Annotated in this window: 11 protein-coding genes; 3 read left to right on the top strand and 8 right to left on the bottom strand. The window is 47.2% G+C overall.

The window, feature by feature from the left end; all coding sequences use genetic code 11:
• Positions 1-2: 2 nt before the first annotated feature.
• From CVT49_08035 to CVT49_08045, 3 genes are read right to left on the bottom strand one after another with little or no spacing between them, the layout of a single operon-like run.
• Positions 3-2,072: a hypothetical protein gene (locus CVT49_08035; GenBank protein PKK83572.1), complete on the bottom strand. Its 2,070-nt coding sequence runs from the start codon at positions 2,070-2,072 to the stop codon at positions 3-5.
• A 34-nt stretch (positions 2,073-2,106) separates the two neighbouring features.
• Positions 2,107-4,188, bottom strand: a complete 2,082-nt coding sequence (locus CVT49_08040) for a hypothetical protein (protein ID PKK83573.1) — start codon at positions 4,186-4,188, stop codon at positions 2,107-2,109.
• Between the two features lie 26 nt (positions 4,189-4,214).
• On the bottom strand, positions 4,215-5,174 hold the full coding sequence (locus CVT49_08045; protein PKK83574.1) for an oxidoreductase: 960 nt from the start codon (positions 5,172-5,174) through the stop codon (positions 4,215-4,217).
• Between the two features lie 209 nt (positions 5,175-5,383).
• On the opposite strand from CVT49_08045, the gene CVT49_08050 reads away from it, so the two are divergent.
• Both CVT49_08050 and CVT49_08055 read left to right on the top strand, forming a co-directional pair.
• Positions 5,384-6,928, top strand: coding sequence for a peptidase U62 (locus tag CVT49_08050; protein ID PKK83575.1), 1,545 nt, complete (start codon positions 5,384-5,386; stop codon positions 6,926-6,928).
• A 53-nt stretch (positions 6,929-6,981) separates the two neighbouring features.
• Positions 6,982-8,304 (top strand): TldD/PmbA family protein, encoded by a 1,323-nt coding sequence (locus CVT49_08055; GenBank protein ID PKK83576.1) that lies wholly within the window; start codon positions 6,982-6,984, stop codon positions 8,302-8,304.
• A 76-nt stretch (positions 8,305-8,380) separates the two neighbouring features.
• Here the strand turns inward: CVT49_08055 and CVT49_08060 are convergent, their stop codons facing one another.
• The 4 genes from CVT49_08060 to CVT49_08075 form a co-directional block, all read right to left on the bottom strand.
• A complete protein-coding gene (locus tag CVT49_08060; protein ID PKK83577.1) occupies positions 8,381-9,760 on the bottom strand; it encodes a hypothetical protein in 1,380 nt (459 codons plus the stop codon).
• A 321-nt stretch (positions 9,761-10,081) separates the two neighbouring features.
• Positions 10,082-11,296, bottom strand: a complete 1,215-nt coding sequence (locus CVT49_08065; protein PKK83578.1) for a hypothetical protein — start codon at positions 11,294-11,296, stop codon at positions 10,082-10,084.
• Positions 11,293-11,724 carry a hypothetical protein gene (locus CVT49_08070; GenBank protein ID PKK83579.1) on the bottom strand — a complete coding sequence of 144 codons (432 nt, stop codon included), beginning with the start codon at positions 11,722-11,724 and terminating at the stop codon, positions 11,293-11,295. The genes CVT49_08065 and CVT49_08070 overlap by 4 nt, the downstream gene beginning before the upstream one ends.
• Before the next feature lie 199 nt (positions 11,725-11,923).
• A complete protein-coding gene (locus CVT49_08075) occupies positions 11,924-14,104 on the bottom strand; it encodes a hypothetical protein (GenBank protein PKK83580.1) in 2,181 nt (726 codons plus the stop codon).
• A gap of 278 nt (positions 14,105-14,382) precedes the next feature.
• Here CVT49_08075 and CVT49_08080 point away from each other — a divergent pair, with 278 nt between their 5' ends.
• Positions 14,383-17,652 (top strand): hypothetical protein, encoded by a 3,270-nt coding sequence (locus tag CVT49_08080; protein ID PKK83581.1) that lies wholly within the window; start codon positions 14,383-14,385, stop codon positions 17,650-17,652.
• A 70-nt stretch (positions 17,653-17,722) separates the two neighbouring features.
• On the opposite strand, the gene CVT49_08085 is transcribed toward CVT49_08080, so the two are convergent.
• Positions 17,723-20,164: a hypothetical protein gene (locus CVT49_08085; GenBank protein PKK83582.1), complete on the bottom strand. Its 2,442-nt coding sequence runs from the start codon at positions 20,162-20,164 to the stop codon at positions 17,723-17,725.
• Positions 20,165-20,280: the final 116 nt, after the last annotated feature.

The raw sequence follows: 20,280 nt of genomic DNA on the forward strand, positions 1-20,280 counted from the left end.
TTTTATCTGGAAAGCAATCGACTCTTAATTCCTAAGATTTCGTTTACCAGGGCCGAATCCTCGCCGACCTCAAGATACCTGTCAAAGAAGAAAATCGCTTTGGAAGTATCGCCGAATTTAAGGCCGCTCAGGCCGAATTTGTAATAAAGCCCGTATGGATAAACCTTTGCCCTGCCGGGAATAAGGCCGAAGTAATAACGGGCCGAGTCTGCCTTGCCCCGCTCATAGAAATAATTGGCGATTTCGAAATAGGGAAAAGGATTGATGGCATCATAACGGATGCTTCGGCTAAACAGCTCCAGCGCCCTGTCCGGTTGGCCAAGTTTCTGGTAAATGTCCCCCATAAAATAGTTGTTTTCCGAATTGTAGGGATTCAGGGCGTCGGCGATTTTGAAGTTCTCCAAAGCCGGTTCATATTTGCCGCGCGCCAGCTGGACTCTGGCCTTAAGCTGATAACCCCTGAAAAAGGACCGGTTCTCTTCGATGGCTTTATCGATCAACTTTTCCGCGCCATCAAGATTGCCCGCCAGAAGGTATCCTTCGCTCTGCCGGACCATTTCAGTTTCCGGATAATTAGCCGCGCAGAATTTTTTCAGCTGTTCCGCTTCACCCGGTGATCCTTGTTCCCGAAGCATCGAAACCATCGTATAAAGCCCGGTCCGGCCATGCTTGGGATCTTGTTTCATAATATCAATCGCATATCGTCTCAAACCGTCGGGAGAATTGTTGAGCGTCAGCCAGGGGATAAAAATAGACAGATTCAAGACTATCAGCAGGAGTGTGGCCGGTTGAAAGCTCTTATTAGATTCGTAATAAACAGTCCACAGGTATATGCCGGCTAATTGCGCGGGAATCAGCATGGTCGAAAACAGATCCCAGTCACGGGCCATGCCCAGCTTGGGCTCGATAATAAAGGCGGCCAATGCTCCAATAACGGCCGAAATAAAAATAAACAGTGACGATGCCGTCATGCCGGATGAAACCGATTTTGGCGGCCATTTCATTATAATCAAAATAATGACCAAAATTAATGGTGATAAAAACAGAACAAGATTCAGGTAATCGATAAGATGCTTCAACGACAACAGGAAGTAACCATCGGTGGTAAAGCGGTCCCCGAATGGGGACAGGAATATTGTTTTGATACTTAAGGGTGCGGCGATGGAGACAGCCAGGTACATGAGGACTATTAATCCTGCCAGTCCGATCAATATGTTTTTCTGTCCTGATACCAACCGCCGCGTCAGATTTTCGCCTGAAAAAATCATTATCATATAAATCAACAGCGAGGGGAAGAAGATCATCGCAATCTTATGGAAAAAAACTGCGGCGGTAAAGGCCACAATCGGTACTACTGACTTTTTGCCATTTTTTATCGAGACCACCGCCGATATGAAAAACAGATTCAGAAAGACAGTGACCGGGCCGTAAGTCTCGACATAGCCGAAAAATAAAACGACCGATGCGCCGAACAGATTAAGCAGGACGAAAGCATAAGATGAAAACGTTGTCGTGGCAATTTTGCGGCCGTAGCAGAGCAAGGTCAGAATAAATATTATTCCGGAAATTATGGAGACAAACCTGAATGAGAGATAAACACTTCCAGCCGGATCGCTGCCGTTAATGAAGTCCGCCAGCAATTGATGTATTTTCATGTCACCGTATGATTCCGATTTCAGCCCCAGGGTCGGATCGGATAACTGCGCAAGCAATTGATAACCGTCACCGAGAAAATGCGCCTTTGTACTGAAGAAATAAAAACCTGCCCCAAACAATATTATTACCAGGTAAGGAAAAAAGGATAGGGAAAAGCCAGTCGCCGCCGCGCCGCCGTCTTTCCAAATGACACTCCGGCGTTTACCGGTTGAATAAATCAGGAAACAAATCAGCAATAATATCGGATAGATGAAAATTCCACCATTGATATAACCGGCATGATTGAAGCCCCATAACCGCAGGGATGGAACCAGAGAACCTATGAATCTGATTATTATGAGGACTGTGACTATCAGAAAGATCAGATTGAACAGTTGATCGGTTATTTCTCTCTTGCGAGTATTTTTCTCGGCCATGTTTTCAATGCTCCCCCATCTGAATCCGGCGCTTTCAGTCCGTCTCCGATGGCAAAGAATTCATGATTCGATTGACATTTGATATTAGAGTGGAATCATCGCCTTTTTCAAGATACCGCTTGAGAAATATCCTGGCACTTGCTGTGTCGCCATATTTCAAACCATCAACCCCGAAACGGTAATAGTTATATGAAGGCGAGAGGGCGGCCGTGTCCGGAATCAGGCCAAAGTAATAGCGGGCCGAGTCAGCCTTTCCCCGATCATAGAAGTAATTGGCAAGGTCGAGATAGGGAAAAGGATTGATGGCATCATAATGCACCGCCAGCCGCCATGATTTTACAGCTTTATCGATTTCACCCATTTTTCCATAGGTCAACCCCATATAATAATTGGTCGTCGAGCTGTATGGATTAAGACCGTCGGCGATTTTCAAATTTTCCAGCGCTTCATCATAGCGGCCCATTTCATTCTGAATACGCGCCCTGGTTTCATAGGAGCGGGAAAAACCGGGATTTGCGGCAATGGCCCGATCGATGAAAGTCTCGGCCTGCCGGTAGTTGCCATTTAAAAGTTCCCGTTCGCCTTGCTTGTGCAAATCAATCTCAGGGTAGTTTATGGCGCAGTATCTTTTCAGCCGCTGTTCTTCCTGGGTATTCCCCTGTTTTTGATTCAAGGGAATCATGGTGAACATGCCGGTGCGGCTGTGTTTGGGGTCGAGTTCCATGACGGCAAGACTGTAAAAATATGAGCTCTTGATTGAATTAAGCATGGCGATCCAGGGCACAAAAATCGAGAGGCATAAGATAATTATCATTACTGTCGCCGCTTGGAAATGCCGCCGGTTCTGATAGCCACATACCCAAATAAAGACGCCGGCGATTTGTACTCCAATCAGAAGAGTGGAGAGCAGATCCCAGTCGCGGGCCATACCCAGTTCCGGTTCGAGAGTGAAGGCGGTCAGGAGGCCGGCGATAACACCGGTCGTAAGAAATAATACTATCGACGCATGGTTGGGGCCCTTTTCGGTTCTGATCCCGGCCGTGAAAAGAATAAAGGTAATAAGGGCGACAGGCACCAGCAGCAGCAGCAGATTTATGAAGTCGAATAGATGATTAGATGAAAGCAAATAATATCCGTCGGTAGTGAAACGGTCGCCGAATGGAGAAAGAAAAGCCTGCTGCCAGTACATCGGCGCGAAAAGCTTAACTGCCGCATATACAGCAACAAAACCAAAGATAAGAACCAGCATAAAATGCCTGAAATGCGCCATAACCTTATTAATGAGTTCGTCATTGGCAAGTATGATAAATAAATAAATCGCAAGAGCAGGGAAGTAGATAAAGCTTATTTTATGCAGAAAACCGGCAATGGCAAAAATGATAATGGGAACCGGTGATTTTTTCTTTTCGATAATAGCCGCCAGGGATGACAGGAAAAACAGGTACAGGCAGGCGGTCTGAATCGAATATAATTCGACATAACCATAAAATAGAACCGTTCCGGCCGATAAGATATTAATCAGAATAAAGGCAGAACGTGAAAAATATGACTGAAACAAACGGCCGCTGTAGTAAAGAAGCGATGCAACAAAAATTATTCCGGAACCAATTGATATATATTTGAATGAATAATAGGCATTGGCGCGTTCTCCGATCCCGAGCATTTCAAAAAATATCTGGTGGATTTTCATCTCACCAAAAGCCCGCGCCTTCGGCGCCCGGTTGGTCTCGAACAGCCACGAAATCAATTGATAGCCGTCGCCCATGAAATGGGCCGAGACACTGAGGAAGTAAAAGGCGGTTGCGGATGCGATCACAATAAAGAAAGGGACCAGCGTCTTATAGATTGTCCCGGGTGATTCGATCAATCTGTTCGGGATGATTCCGGGCTTACGTTTCCCCCTGAAATATAATATCAAAGTCAGTATGAGAAAAACTATATAGAGCAGAACCAGGCCGTCCAGATAGCCGGCATGATTTAGACCCCAAAGACGCTTTTCCGGCAGAAATGAACCGATAAACCTGAGAGAGATTAAGGCTGCAACGATAAAGAATATGGCGGAGAAAAAATTATCCTGGTCTTTTTTATTACTTTTGTCTGCTCTCTTTTTAGCCAATTCATATCCTCATTGGCCGAAATTAATTACTGGCCGCCGCTTTTCCTTAAGAAGGGATGAGTGTTGAGATTGATTCCGATTTCCTTGGCGTTTCTTATTTTATGAACCAACTCTATGGATGGCCGGGCATCTTCCAGGCCGAAGCCGTGCCCATCGAGAGTGCGCTGATAAACCATGGTGTGCAGATCCGTGAAACCTCCGGAGAACTCAATCTCTTCGCCATTGATCGTGATCGAGCGATAAGTCCGCTGACCCTTCGCCAGAATTTCAGCAGGAACGTCATTCTTATCTATCGACAGAAACCACTGAACCCTGGCATTGGCCAGTTCGATATATCCGCCGATTTTAGTCACGGTCGAGACATGGACCTCGCTGAATTCCGCCCTTCCAAAAAGCCATATCAGGAGATCGAAGAAGTGAATTCCAATATTGGTCGGCAGTCCGCCGGAGCGTTCGATCTGGCCCTTCCATGATGCCAGGTACCATGGCCCGCGAGATGTGACGTATGTTAATCGTATGTCATTTTTGGTCTTAGGTGGCTCTTTTTCGAGTTTTTCTTTAATTGCGACCAGCGATGGGTGGACTCTAAGTTGAAGAATGGTAAATATTCTCTGATTGAATTCGTTTTCCAGTTCGGCCAGGGCGTCGACATTCCAGGGATTGAGGACCAGCGGTTTTTCGCAAATGGCATCGGCGCCGACTCGTAATGCAAACCGGGCATGAGCGTCATGCAGATAATTGGGTGAACAAATACTGACATAATGAACACGTTGATTTTCGCCTTTACGACGAAGCATTTCGATATGCCGGTCGAATCTCTCAAACTCGGTAAAAAAGCGAACGCCTTCGAAATAGCTGTCCAAAATGCCGGCGGAATCATGCGGGTCAACAGCCGCTATAAGAAAATTACCTGTATCCTTGATTGCTTTCAAGTGTCGGGGGGCGATGTATCCGGAAACGCCCGTCAAAGCAAAATTCTTAGCCATTTCAATTCCTCACAGCAAGATTATTCATTATGTCACTTCGCAGGCTTTTGGCCGTTGGCTTGCTGTAATTATATGCCAAAATATTATTACCGCAAGCAAATTAAATGAATCTTTGTAAAAAGCAATGGCGTCTAAAGAATATGAAATTTCCCGGTAGTTTTAGGTCATGTCAATATCAATATTATCCATAAATTTACAAGGGAGTTTTTATGGGCGGAGTGACGCGTAGAGAATTCATCAAGACCGGAGCCAAGGGGCTGGCCCTGGTCAGCATCCCGTTTATTTTCAAATTCAATCCGCTGGCGGCCTTTGCGGCCGTATCACCCGAAAGCGCTTCACTGAGCGATTATTACAATCATTTTGGAGTCGATGAGACCACCATTCGAAAGGTAATGACGGCGGCGCTGGAGCGCGGCGGAGATTATTGCGATATTTATTTCGACCACACCATTTCCAATTCGATGGGCCTGGAGGACAGCGCCGTAAACCGGGCCTATTCCACTATCGATTACGGGGTCGGCATCAGGGTGATAGAAGGCGAAAAGACGGGATATTCATTTACCGAGGAAATTACCGTCGAAGCTATGATCAAAGCGGCGCGGACGGCAGCCAACATCGCCAATGAAAGCAAAAATATGCCCCCGGTCGGCCTCAGTGAACATCAAATCCCGAGCTATTACCCGGTTAAATCATTATGGGAAGAAGTCGGAATCGATAAAAAAATACCCTATCTTCAAAAGGTCAATGAGAAGATATTATCCAGGGACAGCCGCATAATCAAGGCTAGGGTCTGGCTCGAGGATATCTCAAAATATATTCTTATGGCCACCTCCGAGGGCCGGATAGTTTATGATTATCAGCCAATGGGTGAGCTTTATGTCGTCTGCGTGGCCGAACAGAATGGACGAAAAGAAGACGCCGATTACACCATCAGCGTCAGGAATGGAATAGAGCATTTTACCGATGAGGCGGTTGACCGGCTGGTCAATCAGGCGGCCGATCTGGCGCTCAGGCAGTTCGAAGCGGTCAAGCCCGAGGCCGGGGAGATGGAAGTCGTTCTGGCCGCCGGCAGTTCCGGAATTTTGCTGCATGAGGCCATCGGCCACGGCATGGAAGCCGATGCCAATCGAAAGGGAGAATCCATTTTCTCGGATAAGATTAACAAACCGGTCGCCGAGAAATTTGTGTCGATTGTCGATAGCGGTACCAACATGAATATGCGCGGTTCGATAAATGTCGATGATGAAGGCAATGACACGGAAGAAACCTTTCTTGTCGAAAACGGCATACTAAGAAGCTATCTGCATGACCGGATAAGTTCCAAATTTTACGGTGTCAAACCGACCGGCAGCGGGCGCCGGCAGTCATTCCGTTATTCGCCCATACCCAGGATGAGAAATACTTACATGCTGCCCGGCCCTCACACCAAAGAGGAAATCATCGGCAGCGTCAAGAAGGGCATCTATACCGAAACATTTACCAATGGCGAAGTCAGAATCGGCCCCGGTGATTTTACATTTTATGTCAAATCCGGTTATTTGATAGAAGATGGCAAACTGACCCGGCCCATCAAGGACATTAATATAATTGGAAATGGCCCCGATGTATTGACAAAAGTCGTTATGGTAGGCGACGATCTCGAGTTCACCGAAGGCGGCTGGACGTGTGGCAAGGGGGGACAGGGGGTTCCGGTCTCTATGGGTCTGCCGACCGTAAAGGTGTCGTCAATAACCGTCGGGGGCGTCAGTTCCTGATTATGACATTTTATCGCAAGGTGAATTATTAACCGGTAAACAGGATAAATGAAATGAATAAAAAAGAAAGACTTGAACTGGCACATTGGGCGATCGACCGGGCCAAAAAGGCCGGGGCCAATGATGCCGCCGTGGATATTGCATATTCCAGAGATATCGAGGTCAGCTACCGCGACCATGAGCTGGAGGAATTGAAAGAATCGACTCAGAATTCATTGAATCTTGAAATTTATGCCGCCGGCCGCTATTCCAGCAGTACCACCAATGACATGCGCAAAACCGAACTGGAACGATTTATCGATGGTTCCGTGGCTATGACAAAACTGCTGGGTGAGGACCCGTCTCGCGGCTTGCCCGACCCCAAATATTATCAGGGGCAGCAGGAAATCGATCTGAAAATATATGATTCCGCATATGATAATATTACCTCGAGCGACCGGGTGGAAATGGCCCGAAGGATCGACGAGTCGGTAGGCGGCCTGGCCGACAATTTGATTACCTCCACCAGCCAGTATGCCGATACCTATTCGGAATTTATCAAAGTCAATAGCAATGGCTTTGAGGGATTCAGCCGGGAAACCGCTTTCTCGGGGGGATTAGAGGTAACCCTTCAGGATGAAAACGGGGGGCGCCCGAGTGACTGGGATTGGGCAACAGTTCGGTTCATAAAGGACATTCCGGGACCCGGAGAATTGTCGAAAAAGGCGGTCGAACGCGCTGGGCAAAAATTAGGGCAGAAAAAAATGGAGTCCGGCTTATATGATATGGTTGTCGAAAATCGCGCCGCCAGCCGACTGATAGGATCCCTCGACTACCCGATGTCCGGCAGTGCTCTCTATAGGAAAAACTCATTTCTCGAAGGCAAGCTGGGGGAGAGGATTGCTTCCGAAAAAACAACCATTACCGATGATCCTTTTCTGATTTCGGGCCTTGGTTCAAAGTTATTTGACAATGAAGGCATGGCCACCAGGCGCCGGATCATAATAGATAAAGGAATTCTAAAATCCTATTTTATCAGCAATTATTACGGTCGGAAGCTGGCCATGGAACCAACCATCTCCGGTCGCACCAATTCCATTATTGAATTGGGCGATAAATCTCTGGCTGAGCTGATAAAGGATGTTCAAAAGGGTATTTTTGTAACCTCATTCATCGGCGGCAACTCCAACTCCACCACCGGCGATTATTCGATGGGTATTATCGGTATGTACATCGAAGACGGAAAGATTATCCGGCCGGTCAATGAGATGAATATTTCCGGGAATCTTCTGGATCTCTTTCAGCAATTGGATGCAACCGGAAACGACGCCTACCCGTATTCTTCGATCAGGCGCCCGAGTCTTTATTTCAAGGACATTCAATTCAGCGGATTATAAAATCATCCATCCAATCCAATCAAAAAGGCCGGTTCGGAATTTCCGAATCGGCCTTTTGTATAACTCTGAAAATTAATTATGAAGGATAAACGGGCGCCGGACCGCCTTTATACAGATAATTAATCAGGTAGGTGACATCGAGAATATTGGTCGAGCCATTGCCGTTTACATCACCTGATTGCAATGGATTCGGCGCCGGGCCGCCTTTGTACAGATAATTAATTATATAAGTACAATCGAGAATATTGACTGTACCGCTGCCGTTGGGATCACCGGCCATATAAGCATAAACCGTCACGTTCAATCCGGTTGACCATGATGATTCAAATCCCCAACTGTCCTTGGCCTGCGTTTTCACAACAAAGTTCCCACCGGCGGCCCAGGTATGATCGCCAATGCAATCGGCACCAGAATTCACCGGGCCGTACCATTCTGACACGGAACCTCCCCAGTCAAAACGGAAGTACATCTGATCGCTGTTGGGATCGGTTGTATTACCGGTGTACTGACAGGTTCCGCCGGCCATGGCCTGAATATCACCGGTCGGGGCGGGAGGAGTATTCGGCCTTTGGTTTTCCGCCAGCGATACATGAACCTGATAATTAACGCCGCTGATCTGGGTTAATTCGACTTTAAGTCCAAAGCCCGGGACCGTGCGATGGCCGCAATTCTCCACCATTCCGCCAATATTATACCAGGCAGTGGATCCGACCTGCACAGATTGACCGCCGTCGAAATATGTCGTCGGCAGCCAGTGGAGGTTAAGATCATCATTCATACGCGCATCGGCGGCATCGTCTTTATCAACTACCATGGCCGCATAAAAGAACGGAAAATCCGTATAATAATCATGCGCAAAGGCCAATTGAGTGGCCATACTTGGGCAACTGGGGCACCACGTCGCCGTTCCTTCTTCAATAAATACCGTATGCGTAAAGTTGTCATTAACCGTATTGTACCACTGTTCATCGACCGTGGCAGCGGCACATGCATCACTATAATATGCATCGAAATAATAGTTGCAAACGGAAATGTTGGTATCACAGCAAGTTGTGACATATTGTGACATATCATAGAGAACCGCTATAGCCATCAGATTGTCAGGCGTGATATCATTATATGACGAAATGGGATGCCAGCTTAGGGTGCGGTCAAGGGTACCGCCCAAAGCGGTCAAATCAAATGTGCTGTCATAGGCAAATCCAATAAAACCGTTGTGATAATACTGCCCGGCAGTATATGTCATCCACCGGGAATCCGGCTCGACAATGTAAATCATCAAGCGGCCAAGGTAACCCCGGCCTTCGGCGGGAGAATCGGCCGGAGTTACAGCCGGCTGATATTCGCTGCTTCGCTCATACGGATAAACCTTGAAGGCCTCTCCGATCGCCAGCGAAGCGGTCAGGATTGATGCAACAACCAATAAGCCCAAAAGACTGCCCTTAGTGACGGTCATTGTGCCCTCCAAATTGTTTGTTATTAAAAATTCAGTTTCTCTTCCAAGTTATAATCTACCAAATACTTGCAGTAAGTCAAGGGTGCCAAAACGGCGGATTCTTTACCTCTCTTTTATGTGGTGGCCCGGTCCCCATAACTTCAAATTGTGCATAGAGTCATCCGGAACATGCCATTATAAAAAATATAATGATTTTTTTATAGGTGTCAAGAATAAACTATAAACATGGATGAATATAAACTATACCGGCAGGTATATAATAAAGCACTAATTATTAAAAAAGGCAGGAATCTTGCCTGCCTTTTTCGGGTCTCTATTTTTCTAAAATCTGGCTTTTAATGCCAGCAATACTGAAAAATTAGTGTAATTATAAAGTTCATTGGATGAGTTGTTATCAGAATAGTCAAACTGAATAGCCGGTTCGATTAAGGATCCCAAATGAAGAGGAAATGGTCTCTGGAATGAAAGGAATACCTTTGACTGATAATCATGACGGCCCCTAATTTGAATGGGAGGTGTTCTGTTGTCGTTATCTTCAATATACTGTTCGGTCATCAAAAATTCTTTGTCCCAATAGGCCGCGCCGATAGTGGCAATGAAATTAGGTATCAGGAATGTCTTGACGGCCATTGTTATGGCATCGCCCTCATAAACCGACGCCCACGGCGAAAGAAAATCCGTTGAAATTCCGGGAACCACAATATTATCGTCACCACTTAAGCTTCGATACGTATAAGTGACTTTTAAGCCTATTTTATCGCCGATAGACCTGGAAAATCGTGGTGATATATAGTATGCTTCCAACTTGCCATCGACAAAATTATCAACTTCCGGCCTTAAGTACAACCTGTCTGGTTTCTCAACATAGGACAGATATTTTCGCGCATATCCGGCCTCTACATCAATTACATTGCAGCCCCAAAAAGTAAAATTTCCTCCAATATAAAATTCCTGATTTCTATTGTCGGCAACCATACCATATTTTTTTTCGGTATAAACAGTAGTGTCGAATGGAGGGAATGGCGATATGACCATATCGGTGGTATCGACCACTTCAGGCAATTCATGGGAGTACTCTGCGTCGTTGAAGTTCCAACCGACTCTTAATTGAGCCGCTTCACCCAGGGTATATCCCAGGCCGGCGGCCAGGTCATAATTGTCAGAGCTGAAGTGCTGATAAGCGACTCGATAAACCTGTGTTCCAAAATTACCATACAGGTAAAGAGAAAAAGCCGAAGCGTCGCTAAGCGGCAGAAGCGTGAAACCAATATCGCCCTTGAAATTACTCAAGTTAAATCTAGTGCTGTAATAAGTGTACTCATTCTTGAGCCTCAGTTCAAGAAATGATCCCGGATACATTGAAATCGAGGCTTTGTTAGTTGTGTATGTGTCTTCCACGGCGTTTGTATCCAGAAATAAATTATCGGTAAAACCTTCGGCCGCCTGGAACTCAATTTTGGTCTGGGCTGCGCTCGGCCAGGTCAACAAAAGAGACAAACCCATGGCACTGAACAGGCTAAAGAAATATTTCCTCATCTACAGACACCTCCGGCGCAAGCGCCGCCTCCGGCGGATCCAAGGCCGATTCCGATATCGGAGCCGAACCCTTCTTCCGATGTGAAACCGCAGCGGTTTTCAGTCAGGGCTCGCGCGCAAAACCGTTTCTTACCGAATCTGTCATAATTCGTCAACAGGGCCTCATCAACAGCAGTTGTCTTCAGACCGGCCGCAAAATTGATAAAACCGGACTGTTCCCCGGCATCTTTTATAAAATCCGGGTCGGCGTCGTTGGGGATGCCGTCGCCGTCATCATCGGCAGCATTGTCGTTGATGCCGTCCCCGTCAAAATCGGCAAAGCCCAATTTTGTCTCTTCCTCGGCCAGGACAGGGCTGATCATGAAGGCCGGAAGGGCCAGCGCGATTATTAGGGCCGTAATGAGCAGCAATCCTTTGATTTTTCTCATTGTTGTTTTTTCCCTCTATTGGTTAGTTTGCCTCAATATATTCCAACTTTGATAATTGGACCTTCCAAATATTTTTCCTTCATCTTTTATTGGCAAATATATCATTATCTGACTTTCCCGTCAATATCAATTAATTCCATACCCGATTAATGGCTTGATCATAATTACGATATTGCTCCATTTATATCGTATTCAAACATCAAATGTAATTGCTAAGCATATTAAATGGTAGAGTATTGGGGTCGTATATGAGAATGGCGGGTAAAATATTTACCGGAGCCGGGCCGCCCTTGTACATATAGCTGATAAGGTAAGTAATATCAAGCAGATTGCAGTCTCCTGATGCATTGACATCCCCGGCGATTTCCGGCAAAGGCGCCGGACCGCTTTTATATAAATAAGAGACCAGATAGGAAATATCAAGAATATTTATACTGTTGTTGCGATCGGCATCCCCGCACATATAATACAACGTGACGGTGCCATCGCTCAAATCGGGAGCGTAATCGAGAATCGGGCCCATAAACATCGGATAGTAAGAACCGTAACCATCCATAATTATGGTGGCCATTTGCTCGTACGTAGCGGAACCGCCGATTGTAAAGTAAAGTTTCAAGATCGGGCCGGATCCTGCATCCAGTAATGGGGTGTCGCTTTGGTAATTCAAGAGCGAAAAAGTGATGCGTTTGTTGAGCGGGTCGAAACTGATGGCCTTTTTCTGGTCAAAGTAGTTGGTGCGGCATCCCTCGGTCGAAAAACTTTGATAGGTAAGGTCCAGGGTTCCCGCATACTCCACCGGGATTCTTATCATTTCCAGCGGCACCGTATTGCGGCCATGAATGACAACTTCCACCACGCCGCCTGCATTGCCCATCGCCCGGTTGCCGACCAGAGAATCGGCCAGAACCGTAATATATTTGGTCGTTTGATAGGTGCAGGTATCGGTGCCGGCATTTACCGTGAGAGAAACATCGAAGCGTCCGGGTGTCGTGTATGTATAGAGGAGCGACTGCTCGTTTGAGGATGCGCCATTTCCAAAATTCCAATTCCAGTCCTCCACCAGGAGTTCGCTGTGTCCGCCAAAGGCAACCGTCAAAGGAACCCGGCCCCATAATGTGTCCGCCGTAAGGTAAACCCGTTTATCCGGGATAATATTGATAATCGCCGATTCCACCATCGAGGCGCACCCGGTCCAGGGGCAGTATAAATTATCGATGGTATACCAGGCATTGCGGCTGCCGCCCCATCCATAATTAAAATGAACCTGAGTCGCCGAATCGGTCTGTCGCCAGCCGTCACCGACTATCGAGTGCGAGTAAATACCATACTGAAAAGGATGTCCCTGCTCGATCTGGTCCTTGAGAAGGACTGACCACTGGTTATAACTATATCTGGCTCGTTGCTTTTCCTCGATGCCGTCATAATACCTGAAATAGTCTGTAAATACGCCGGGAACGTTGAAATGGTAGGCCCCGGAACCGCAGACACCGTAATGCATCCTCACGGCCACACCAACCTCATAGCAGAGTTCGGCGACAGCCGCCCGCTTTTCGGCGGCATCATATATCCCGCATGAATTGCCGATATTTTCCCAATCATAAGGATCGTTGAAATAGCCCGTCAAAAACATGGCCGGACTGGAACCGCCGCAGGATTGATCGCCGTACCAATAATAAGTTAATGAATCGACTCCCTCGGGGGGCCACTGATGATACTTCATGATCTGCGCCGAAGCCGTCGCGACACAGCCGACGACGCAGGTGCCGCCGTCGCCGGGCGGGCAGTAATTATTATACGGGGCGCCCTGGTGCCAGGTGGAAGTTAGAAGGGGACCGATTTCCTCCAGCGGAAGAAAACTCTTGGCCGCCAGCTCCGCATTAAAGGTGTTTTCGCTGACCAGGAATTTATCCCATTCCCGGCGGTGAAAAGGAGCCAGAAGAACGGGGTCCTGATCCGACGGAATCACTTCAAGGCTGCCGTAAATGTCGACAAAGGTCCTTATCTCGTACTGCAGAACTTCCCTCACCATTGCTTCAAATCCCTGCGTCTCACTCAGGTCAAGATTACTCTCGTCCGAATAGAATTTGACGGGATGCAGATTTTTCAGGACCGGGACGATAATAAATCCCCGGGGAGAAATGTTGAAACACCGGGCCAGAATGGTATCATTTACGATAATATCCTCGGAACCGATTATTTCGGGAGCAGCCGATCCACCCCATACCCCCGTCTGGAAGGTCATATAATTAAGCCAGTTAACACTGACTTGCCGAGCCTCATCATACGCGGCTGTTTCGGCGAAAGCCGATGCGGAAAAAATAATCAGTGCCGGCACAATTAAATAAAAAGTAATCAATCCACGGTGATTCGGTTTGCGCATATTATCCCCTTCAAAATTTTATTTTTGCAATAGGTAGACCTTTGCAGCACATTAAAATATAATATCGGGTCTAATATTGTCAAGCTTAAAAGGTTTACCGAAGGCAGCTATTTTACAAAAAAGGACTTTCAATGGTATTCTGACGGGTCGGCCCGACGGTTTGACCCGATTCTGAAGGCGTCGCATATTTCTGTTTACGAATCAGGGCAATCTTGTTATATTGATCAGGTAGAGGATGTTATTGAGAGGGATGGCTTTCGCGGGAAAAGCTGAAAATTATGGTGGCGATATTTCCCGGCCCGATTAAAAAATTTTGCCAGAAATCTGTACTCAGCCGTCTATTTATTCGATCATTATTGAGAATTTGCTTGAGAGGGATTATGCTCACTATAATCACAACCCTGGCAACCATCCTTATTATTACTCTAACTGCCCTTTGGGCCGGTTCGTCAGAGTCCGATTCCAAATGGGCGGAACTGATTAGATCGGCGGATTCTCTGCTTGAAGTGAGGTCTTTGGACTCGGCGATAGTGCTGGGCAGGAAAGCTTTGATGCTGGCCGAACTTCAATTGCCCGAGAATGATACTGCTTTCGCCGGGGTCTTATTTAAACTGGGTCTTTATCTTCGCGCCGATACGAATTTCGGGGAATCCGAAATATATTTAAACCGGGCGCTGGGAATCAGGGAAAATGTTCTGGGACGCGAACATCCCGTCGTAGCCCAAACCATTTTCGATTTGGCCCGTCTGCACAATTTGAAAGGCAACCATAGTTACTCCGAACAACTTCACAGGCAGGCATTGGCCATGCGGCTGAGATTGCTCGATCCTGAGGATCCCGCTATCGCCGAGAGTTATAATTTTCTTGCATTAGTATGTCGAAATCAAAACAAGTTATTCGAAGCGGAAGAATATTACAATAAATCAATTGAAATCAGGGAAAAATCACCTGGGGGATTGGATCCCGATCTGGCGGGCACTTTGCTTGAATTGGGAGTAGTTCTGGGAAGGCAGGGGCGGCTGGAGGAGGCCCGGCAGATTTATTTAAGATGTCTCGGAATCTATTCCGATCTTTACGGGCCCGATGATATCAGGGTCGGGAGATGTCTGTCCAATCTGGGCACCATCAGTTGTTCCCAGGGCGATTATGCCGCGGCGGAAGAATATTTCAGACAATCCCTGAAAATAAAGAGAATTCACCGTGGAGAGAGACATCCCGATGTCGCCTTGAATCTCTGGTTTCTTGGCGAACTTTATTGCAATACGAACAATTTTGGCCGTGCCGAGGAATTGCTGACCCAGGCTCTTGACATTTATATCGAGGTTTTCGGCGAGAATCACCCGGTTCCAGCTCAACTTATGAATGCCCTCGGCCTGGTTTACCATAAAATGGGAAAATTTGAAAAGGCCGAAAAATACCTTCTGCAATCCCACGAAATAACGGCCGATTTGCTGGGTGAAGATCATCTGAATGTGATAACCTGTTGCCTCGACCTGTCCCTGGTTTATCGAGATGCCCATAAATATTTCAAAGCAGATTCGCTGCTGGCTAAGGCGCTTGGGATATGTGAAAAAATATATCCATCATGCCACCCGATGACCGCAGAGATATTAAACAATCTCGCCCTGGTTTACCTGAAAGAAGGATTTTACGACCGATCCCGGATGCTGATAGACACCTCGTTAAATATGAGAATAAGTCTTTTTGGGCAGGGGCACACGACCGTTGCCGACTGTTATGAGACATATAGCGACTATTTTAACAACATCGGGGAAGTGGATTCCGCTTTCGTTTATGCCGGGCGCGCCTGCGATATTAAGATGTCTAATTTTGATGATAATGCGCTATACATGTCGGAAAAAGACGCCCTTATTTTTTCCAGATTATATAAGAATTCCATGCATAAATTGCTAACCCGCTATTTTGAGTTAAATGTTCCGAACGATGCGGCTGCAAAGTCGGTAGCCGACATAATTCTCTGTGGTAAAGGACAGGTCTCGGATAGAATTTTCGAGCGAAGGCGGGCCATTGCCAAAGAGGATGATCCGGATATCAAAAATATCGCAAAGACTCTGCAAATTACCAAGTTCGATTTATCGCGCCTGTTTGTCGACGGTATTGGTCAGGATGCAATCAGTTATCAATGGAAGACGGATTCGCTCATGAGCCTTGCCGACAGTTTGGAAAGCGAACTTTCGCGACGAAGTGCCAGTTACAGGCGGCAAAAGGATTATCGTGATATACGCTCGGAACGGGTGGCAGAAAGGCTGCCCGATAATGCGGCCCTGATTGAATTCCTGGCTTATACTAAAATGGCATCAGAACCAACTACATTTGATTCCCGCTATCTGGCGGTAATAATCAGGGTGGACCATGAACCGGTGATAATCGATCTGGGAAGGGCGGCTGAAATCGATGCGGTCGTGGAAAAGTATCGGCAGCATATGTTTACGACGGCAATGCAATCACGACAGTGCCTGCAGTCCGATTTGGATGCCTACCGAATTATATGCGCCGAGCTGGTTGAAAAAATCTGGAAACCGGTAAGCATATATATTTCGGACTATGACCTTCTGTTAATAGCTCCCGACGGGAAATTGAATAATATTTCTTTTGCGGGACTTATTGATGACAGCGGTCGGTACTTGATCGAAAAATATATTATACATTATCTGTCCGCGGGCAGAGATATTTTGCGGCAAGTTGCAAAAAGCGAGACCGGTGAAGGGCTTTTTGCTATCGGTGACCCCGATTATGATGCTTCGGTAAATGCGCGGGTAACGGCTCGAAAGAACGGGCCGGCCGGGCCTTCGATACCCTTCGCATACGGTTCTAAAAGTATGCGCTCAGGTTGCGGCGCTTTGAACGAAATTATGCTCGATCCGCTTCCGGGGACCCGGCAGGAGCTAATAATGATAGCCGCTTCATGGGAAAAATTCGGGTTGGGGCCGGTCAGTTTCCACATGGGTGAAAAAGCAACTGAAGATTGCTTTAAGAAAAAGGCGCCGGGCAATGAAATTATTCACCTGGCGACACATGGTTATTTTCTGGATGGGGTTTGCGCATCCGAACCTCAGGGGGGAATTTCCTTACAGGAAAATGAGTGGGCCGGTGAAAATCCTCTGCTTCAATCGGGTCTGTTTTTTGCGGGTGCAAATCTTCATGGTCAGGGCGCCGACAGCGCCGGAATCGATGATGGAATTCTGACGGCTTATGAAGTCTCGGCGCTGGATCTTGACGGAACCAAGATCGTCGTGCTCTCCGCATGTGAAACCGGCCTGGGAAGAATACATGAGGGAGAAGGCGTTTATGGCCTTCGCAGGGCGTTTCAGATGGCGGGCGCCCGGACTGTGGTCAGCGCCCTCTGGCCGGTGTCGGATCGGCTTACGTCCGAACTATTTTCCTCTTTCTACGAAAGAAATGGTTTTCAAATTTCGAGGGCAATGCGAGAGGTGCAGTTGAAGAAGCTGAAGGAATTGCGTTCGACAAATAAAATCGATCATCCGGCCGACTGGGCGGCCTTTGTTGTCATGGGTGACTGGCAGTAGATTCCATCTACACGGAAGTTCTGTCAATAAAAAAGGGCAGCCGACGGGCTGCCCTTTTTTATATTAATCGCTAACTGCAACTCGGAGCCGGTCTTCCTTTGTATAGAAATCTGATAAGATAAGTTGCATCAAGCAAATTTATGGCTCCGCTGCCGTCATTATCGCCCATCCAGGTCTGAGCCGGAGGCGGCCCGCCCTTGTACAAATATTTTATTATAAATGTCACATCAAGCAGATTAACTACATTGCTGTTGTCGGCATCGCCGCAAAGTTCGCACATATCGCCGAGGCCGTCACTGTCAAAGTCGGCCTGGTCCGGGTTATACAGGTTGGGACAATTGTCCATCGTGCAGGTATTGGCGGCAAAACCGGGTTCGCCATAACCGTCGCCGTCCAGGTCGGTGCAGGCATCACATTCATCTCCGATCCCGTCACCGTCGCTGTCGATCTGATTCGGATTATAGATCGAGGGGCAGTTATCATCGGGGCAATTACTGCCCGGGTAGCCGGGTGTCCCGAGGCCGTCGCCGTCAGGATCCATGCAAATAGCCGGATTACCGACAACCACTGATTTGACACCGGAATATTCACCCCACTGTCCATCGGCGTCAAGGGCACGAGCTTTGTAGTAATAAATGCCTTCCGGCTTACTCGAAAAAGTGTAGGAAGTGTCCGTTAAATCGGAAGCGATGATGGTATAACTTGCATAGGCCGGAACCGGTTGGATATCATCCAGCCAAATACCGCCGCCCGCGAATGCCTTTTCATTGACATCATAGGAAATTCTGAAATAAACCTGCTGACCGACATATGCGGAAAGATTGAATTTAGCCTCGACCCATTCGGCTCCCGACCAGCCGGTAATGCCGTTGCCGTGATTGTTTCCGAAGGGATTGATGTTGGTAGTCAAATTGCCGGGAAGCGTGGTGAAATTGACACCGTCGGTGGATACTTCGGCATAGGCAAAATCCCACCCGCCGATATCAGCGGCGGCAATTTCGTAATAGATCATAAATCGCAAAGTGTCGTTGGGTGCGACGGTATAGGGAAGAAGCGTCTGCATATATCGGGGAATCGTGTTGTCGGTCCCGGAGTGAAAGACACCTCCCTCAAGCACAAAATAGCGGCTGTACCAATTATTGAAATTGTCAGCCCCATCCACGACCACCTGATAATCGCTCATTTCCACGAGCTCATATTGCACGGCCGGGTTGCGATCATCCTCGTGCACCCAGTTAATTTCGAGCGGTTCGGCGTTGTCGATTGAATCGGGAACAGCCAGAACCGGCGGAATCGGTTTCAAAATTGTCTCGATATGCCCCGCAATTTCGGCGATTAACAAATTGGGTTGAAGATTTTCGGCCAGAAGATCAGGGATACGATAGGTTTCCGGCCAGAAACCGTCGGCATTATAATTACCGACCTCGGGTGTGATGGCAATGACTTTATTCTTAAGCGTCTGTTCACCGTACATCCAGTCATCGGCGCCGCCGTTAACCGGATAGCCGATTGCATCCACACCGGCCTCGTAACCATTATAGACATTCATGGAATCGCCGAGAGCCCGAAAGATATCTTCATCCGGAGAATAGGAGTTGTTGTAGGAATAGGCCCAGAGATAAAGATTGGAGCAGGAGTGATAGTTCATTGTTAAGACGAAATTGCGTTCGATTACAAAATCTCTAATGGCCTGGGTCTCCAGTTCCGAGAATGGCCCCGTGCCGCGATAGGTTTCATCGATGCCATCGGGCGAGGAGCCGGCATTGTCATAACCCCACATATATCCAAAATTGCGGTTCAGATCGATACCGAAAGAACCATCACCGTTATTTTTGCGATTTTTGCGCCACATCCCGCCCGGCCACTGATGCGCTACATTATACTGATAACCGTCCGGGTTCATCACCGGGACAAACCACAGCTCGCGGTCGTTGACAAGATGCGTCACTTCAGGATCGGTACCGTAATTTTCAAGCAGGTATCTGACCATGTCCAGAATGATAAGCGGAGTAATTGCCTCGCGTGCGTGAATGGCGGCATTAAAAAAAACTTCGGGTTCATCTTCGTCAACTTCGGGATTATCGGATATTTTGAAGGCGATGATATCCCGTCCTTCAAGAGTTTTCCCTATGCTCATGGTATCGGTCGTGATTTCAGGATAGAGATAATGATAGAAAAAGAGTTCGGTCATTATCTGGCTCAGAGTCATAAATCCGGTATATTCCTTATCGGGATAACGTGATTGATAGAAGGCCTCCAGATCTTCATGAATGATTTCAAATTTAAATCCATTGGCAGTTAGTTCTTCAACCCCCTTCTTGTCAGTAATTATTGTTACTGTCTTATGCCCCACTTGCACGATGTCCGGGTTTAATTGGTACAATTGTCTGAGTTCATCAGGCGTGTCCAAATCGACGCGAACTTCGATATAGATTTCGTCTGCTCCCCATACCGCAGCCGAAAAAAGACAGATAATGAATAACATGGGGAACAAGCGCCTGACTGCATTCATACTTCCTCCGATGGTTAAAACTTTTTAAATGCGAAATAGTGACGGCATATTTCTCATTACGTATTCAGGATGCATATGTTTCGACTTATCAAAAAGGCATTATGTTTAATATATAA

It is taken from the genome of candidate division Zixibacteria bacterium HGW-Zixibacteria-1, assembly GCA_002838945.1.
In the GTDB taxonomy this organism is placed as follows: Bacteria; Zixibacteria; MSB-5A5; order GN15; family PGXB01; genus PGXB01.

Coding starts and splice junctions, on each gene's coding strand:
- CVT49_08035 (PKK83572.1), bottom strand. CDS start 2,072: ATGGCCGAGAAAAATACTCGCAAGAGAGAAATAACCGATCAACTGTTC.
- CVT49_08045 (PKK83574.1), bottom strand. CDS start 5,174: ATGGCTAAGAATTTTGCTTTGACGGGCGTTTCCGGATACATCGCCCCC.
- CVT49_08050 (PKK83575.1), top strand. CDS start 5,384: ATGGGCGGAGTGACGCGTAGAGAATTCATCAAGACCGGAGCCAAGGGG.
- CVT49_08055 (PKK83576.1), top strand. CDS start 6,982: ATGAATAAAAAAGAAAGACTTGAACTGGCACATTGGGCGATCGACCGG.
- CVT49_08060 (PKK83577.1), bottom strand. CDS start 9,760: ATGACCGTCACTAAGGGCAGTCTTTTGGGCTTATTGGTTGTTGCATCA.
- CVT49_08065 (PKK83578.1), bottom strand. CDS start 11,296: ATGAGGAAATATTTCTTTAGCCTGTTCAGTGCCATGGGTTTGTCTCTT.
- CVT49_08070 (PKK83579.1), bottom strand. CDS start 11,724: ATGAGAAAAATCAAAGGATTGCTGCTCATTACGGCCCTAATAATCGCG.
- CVT49_08075 (PKK83580.1), bottom strand. CDS start 14,104: ATGCGCAAACCGAATCACCGTGGATTGATTACTTTTTATTTAATTGTG.
- CVT49_08080 (PKK83581.1), top strand. CDS start 14,383: ATGGTGGCGATATTTCCCGGCCCGATTAAAAAATTTTGCCAGAAATCT.
- CVT49_08085 (PKK83582.1), bottom strand. CDS start 20,164: ATGAATGCAGTCAGGCGCTTGTTCCCCATGTTATTCATTATCTGTCTT.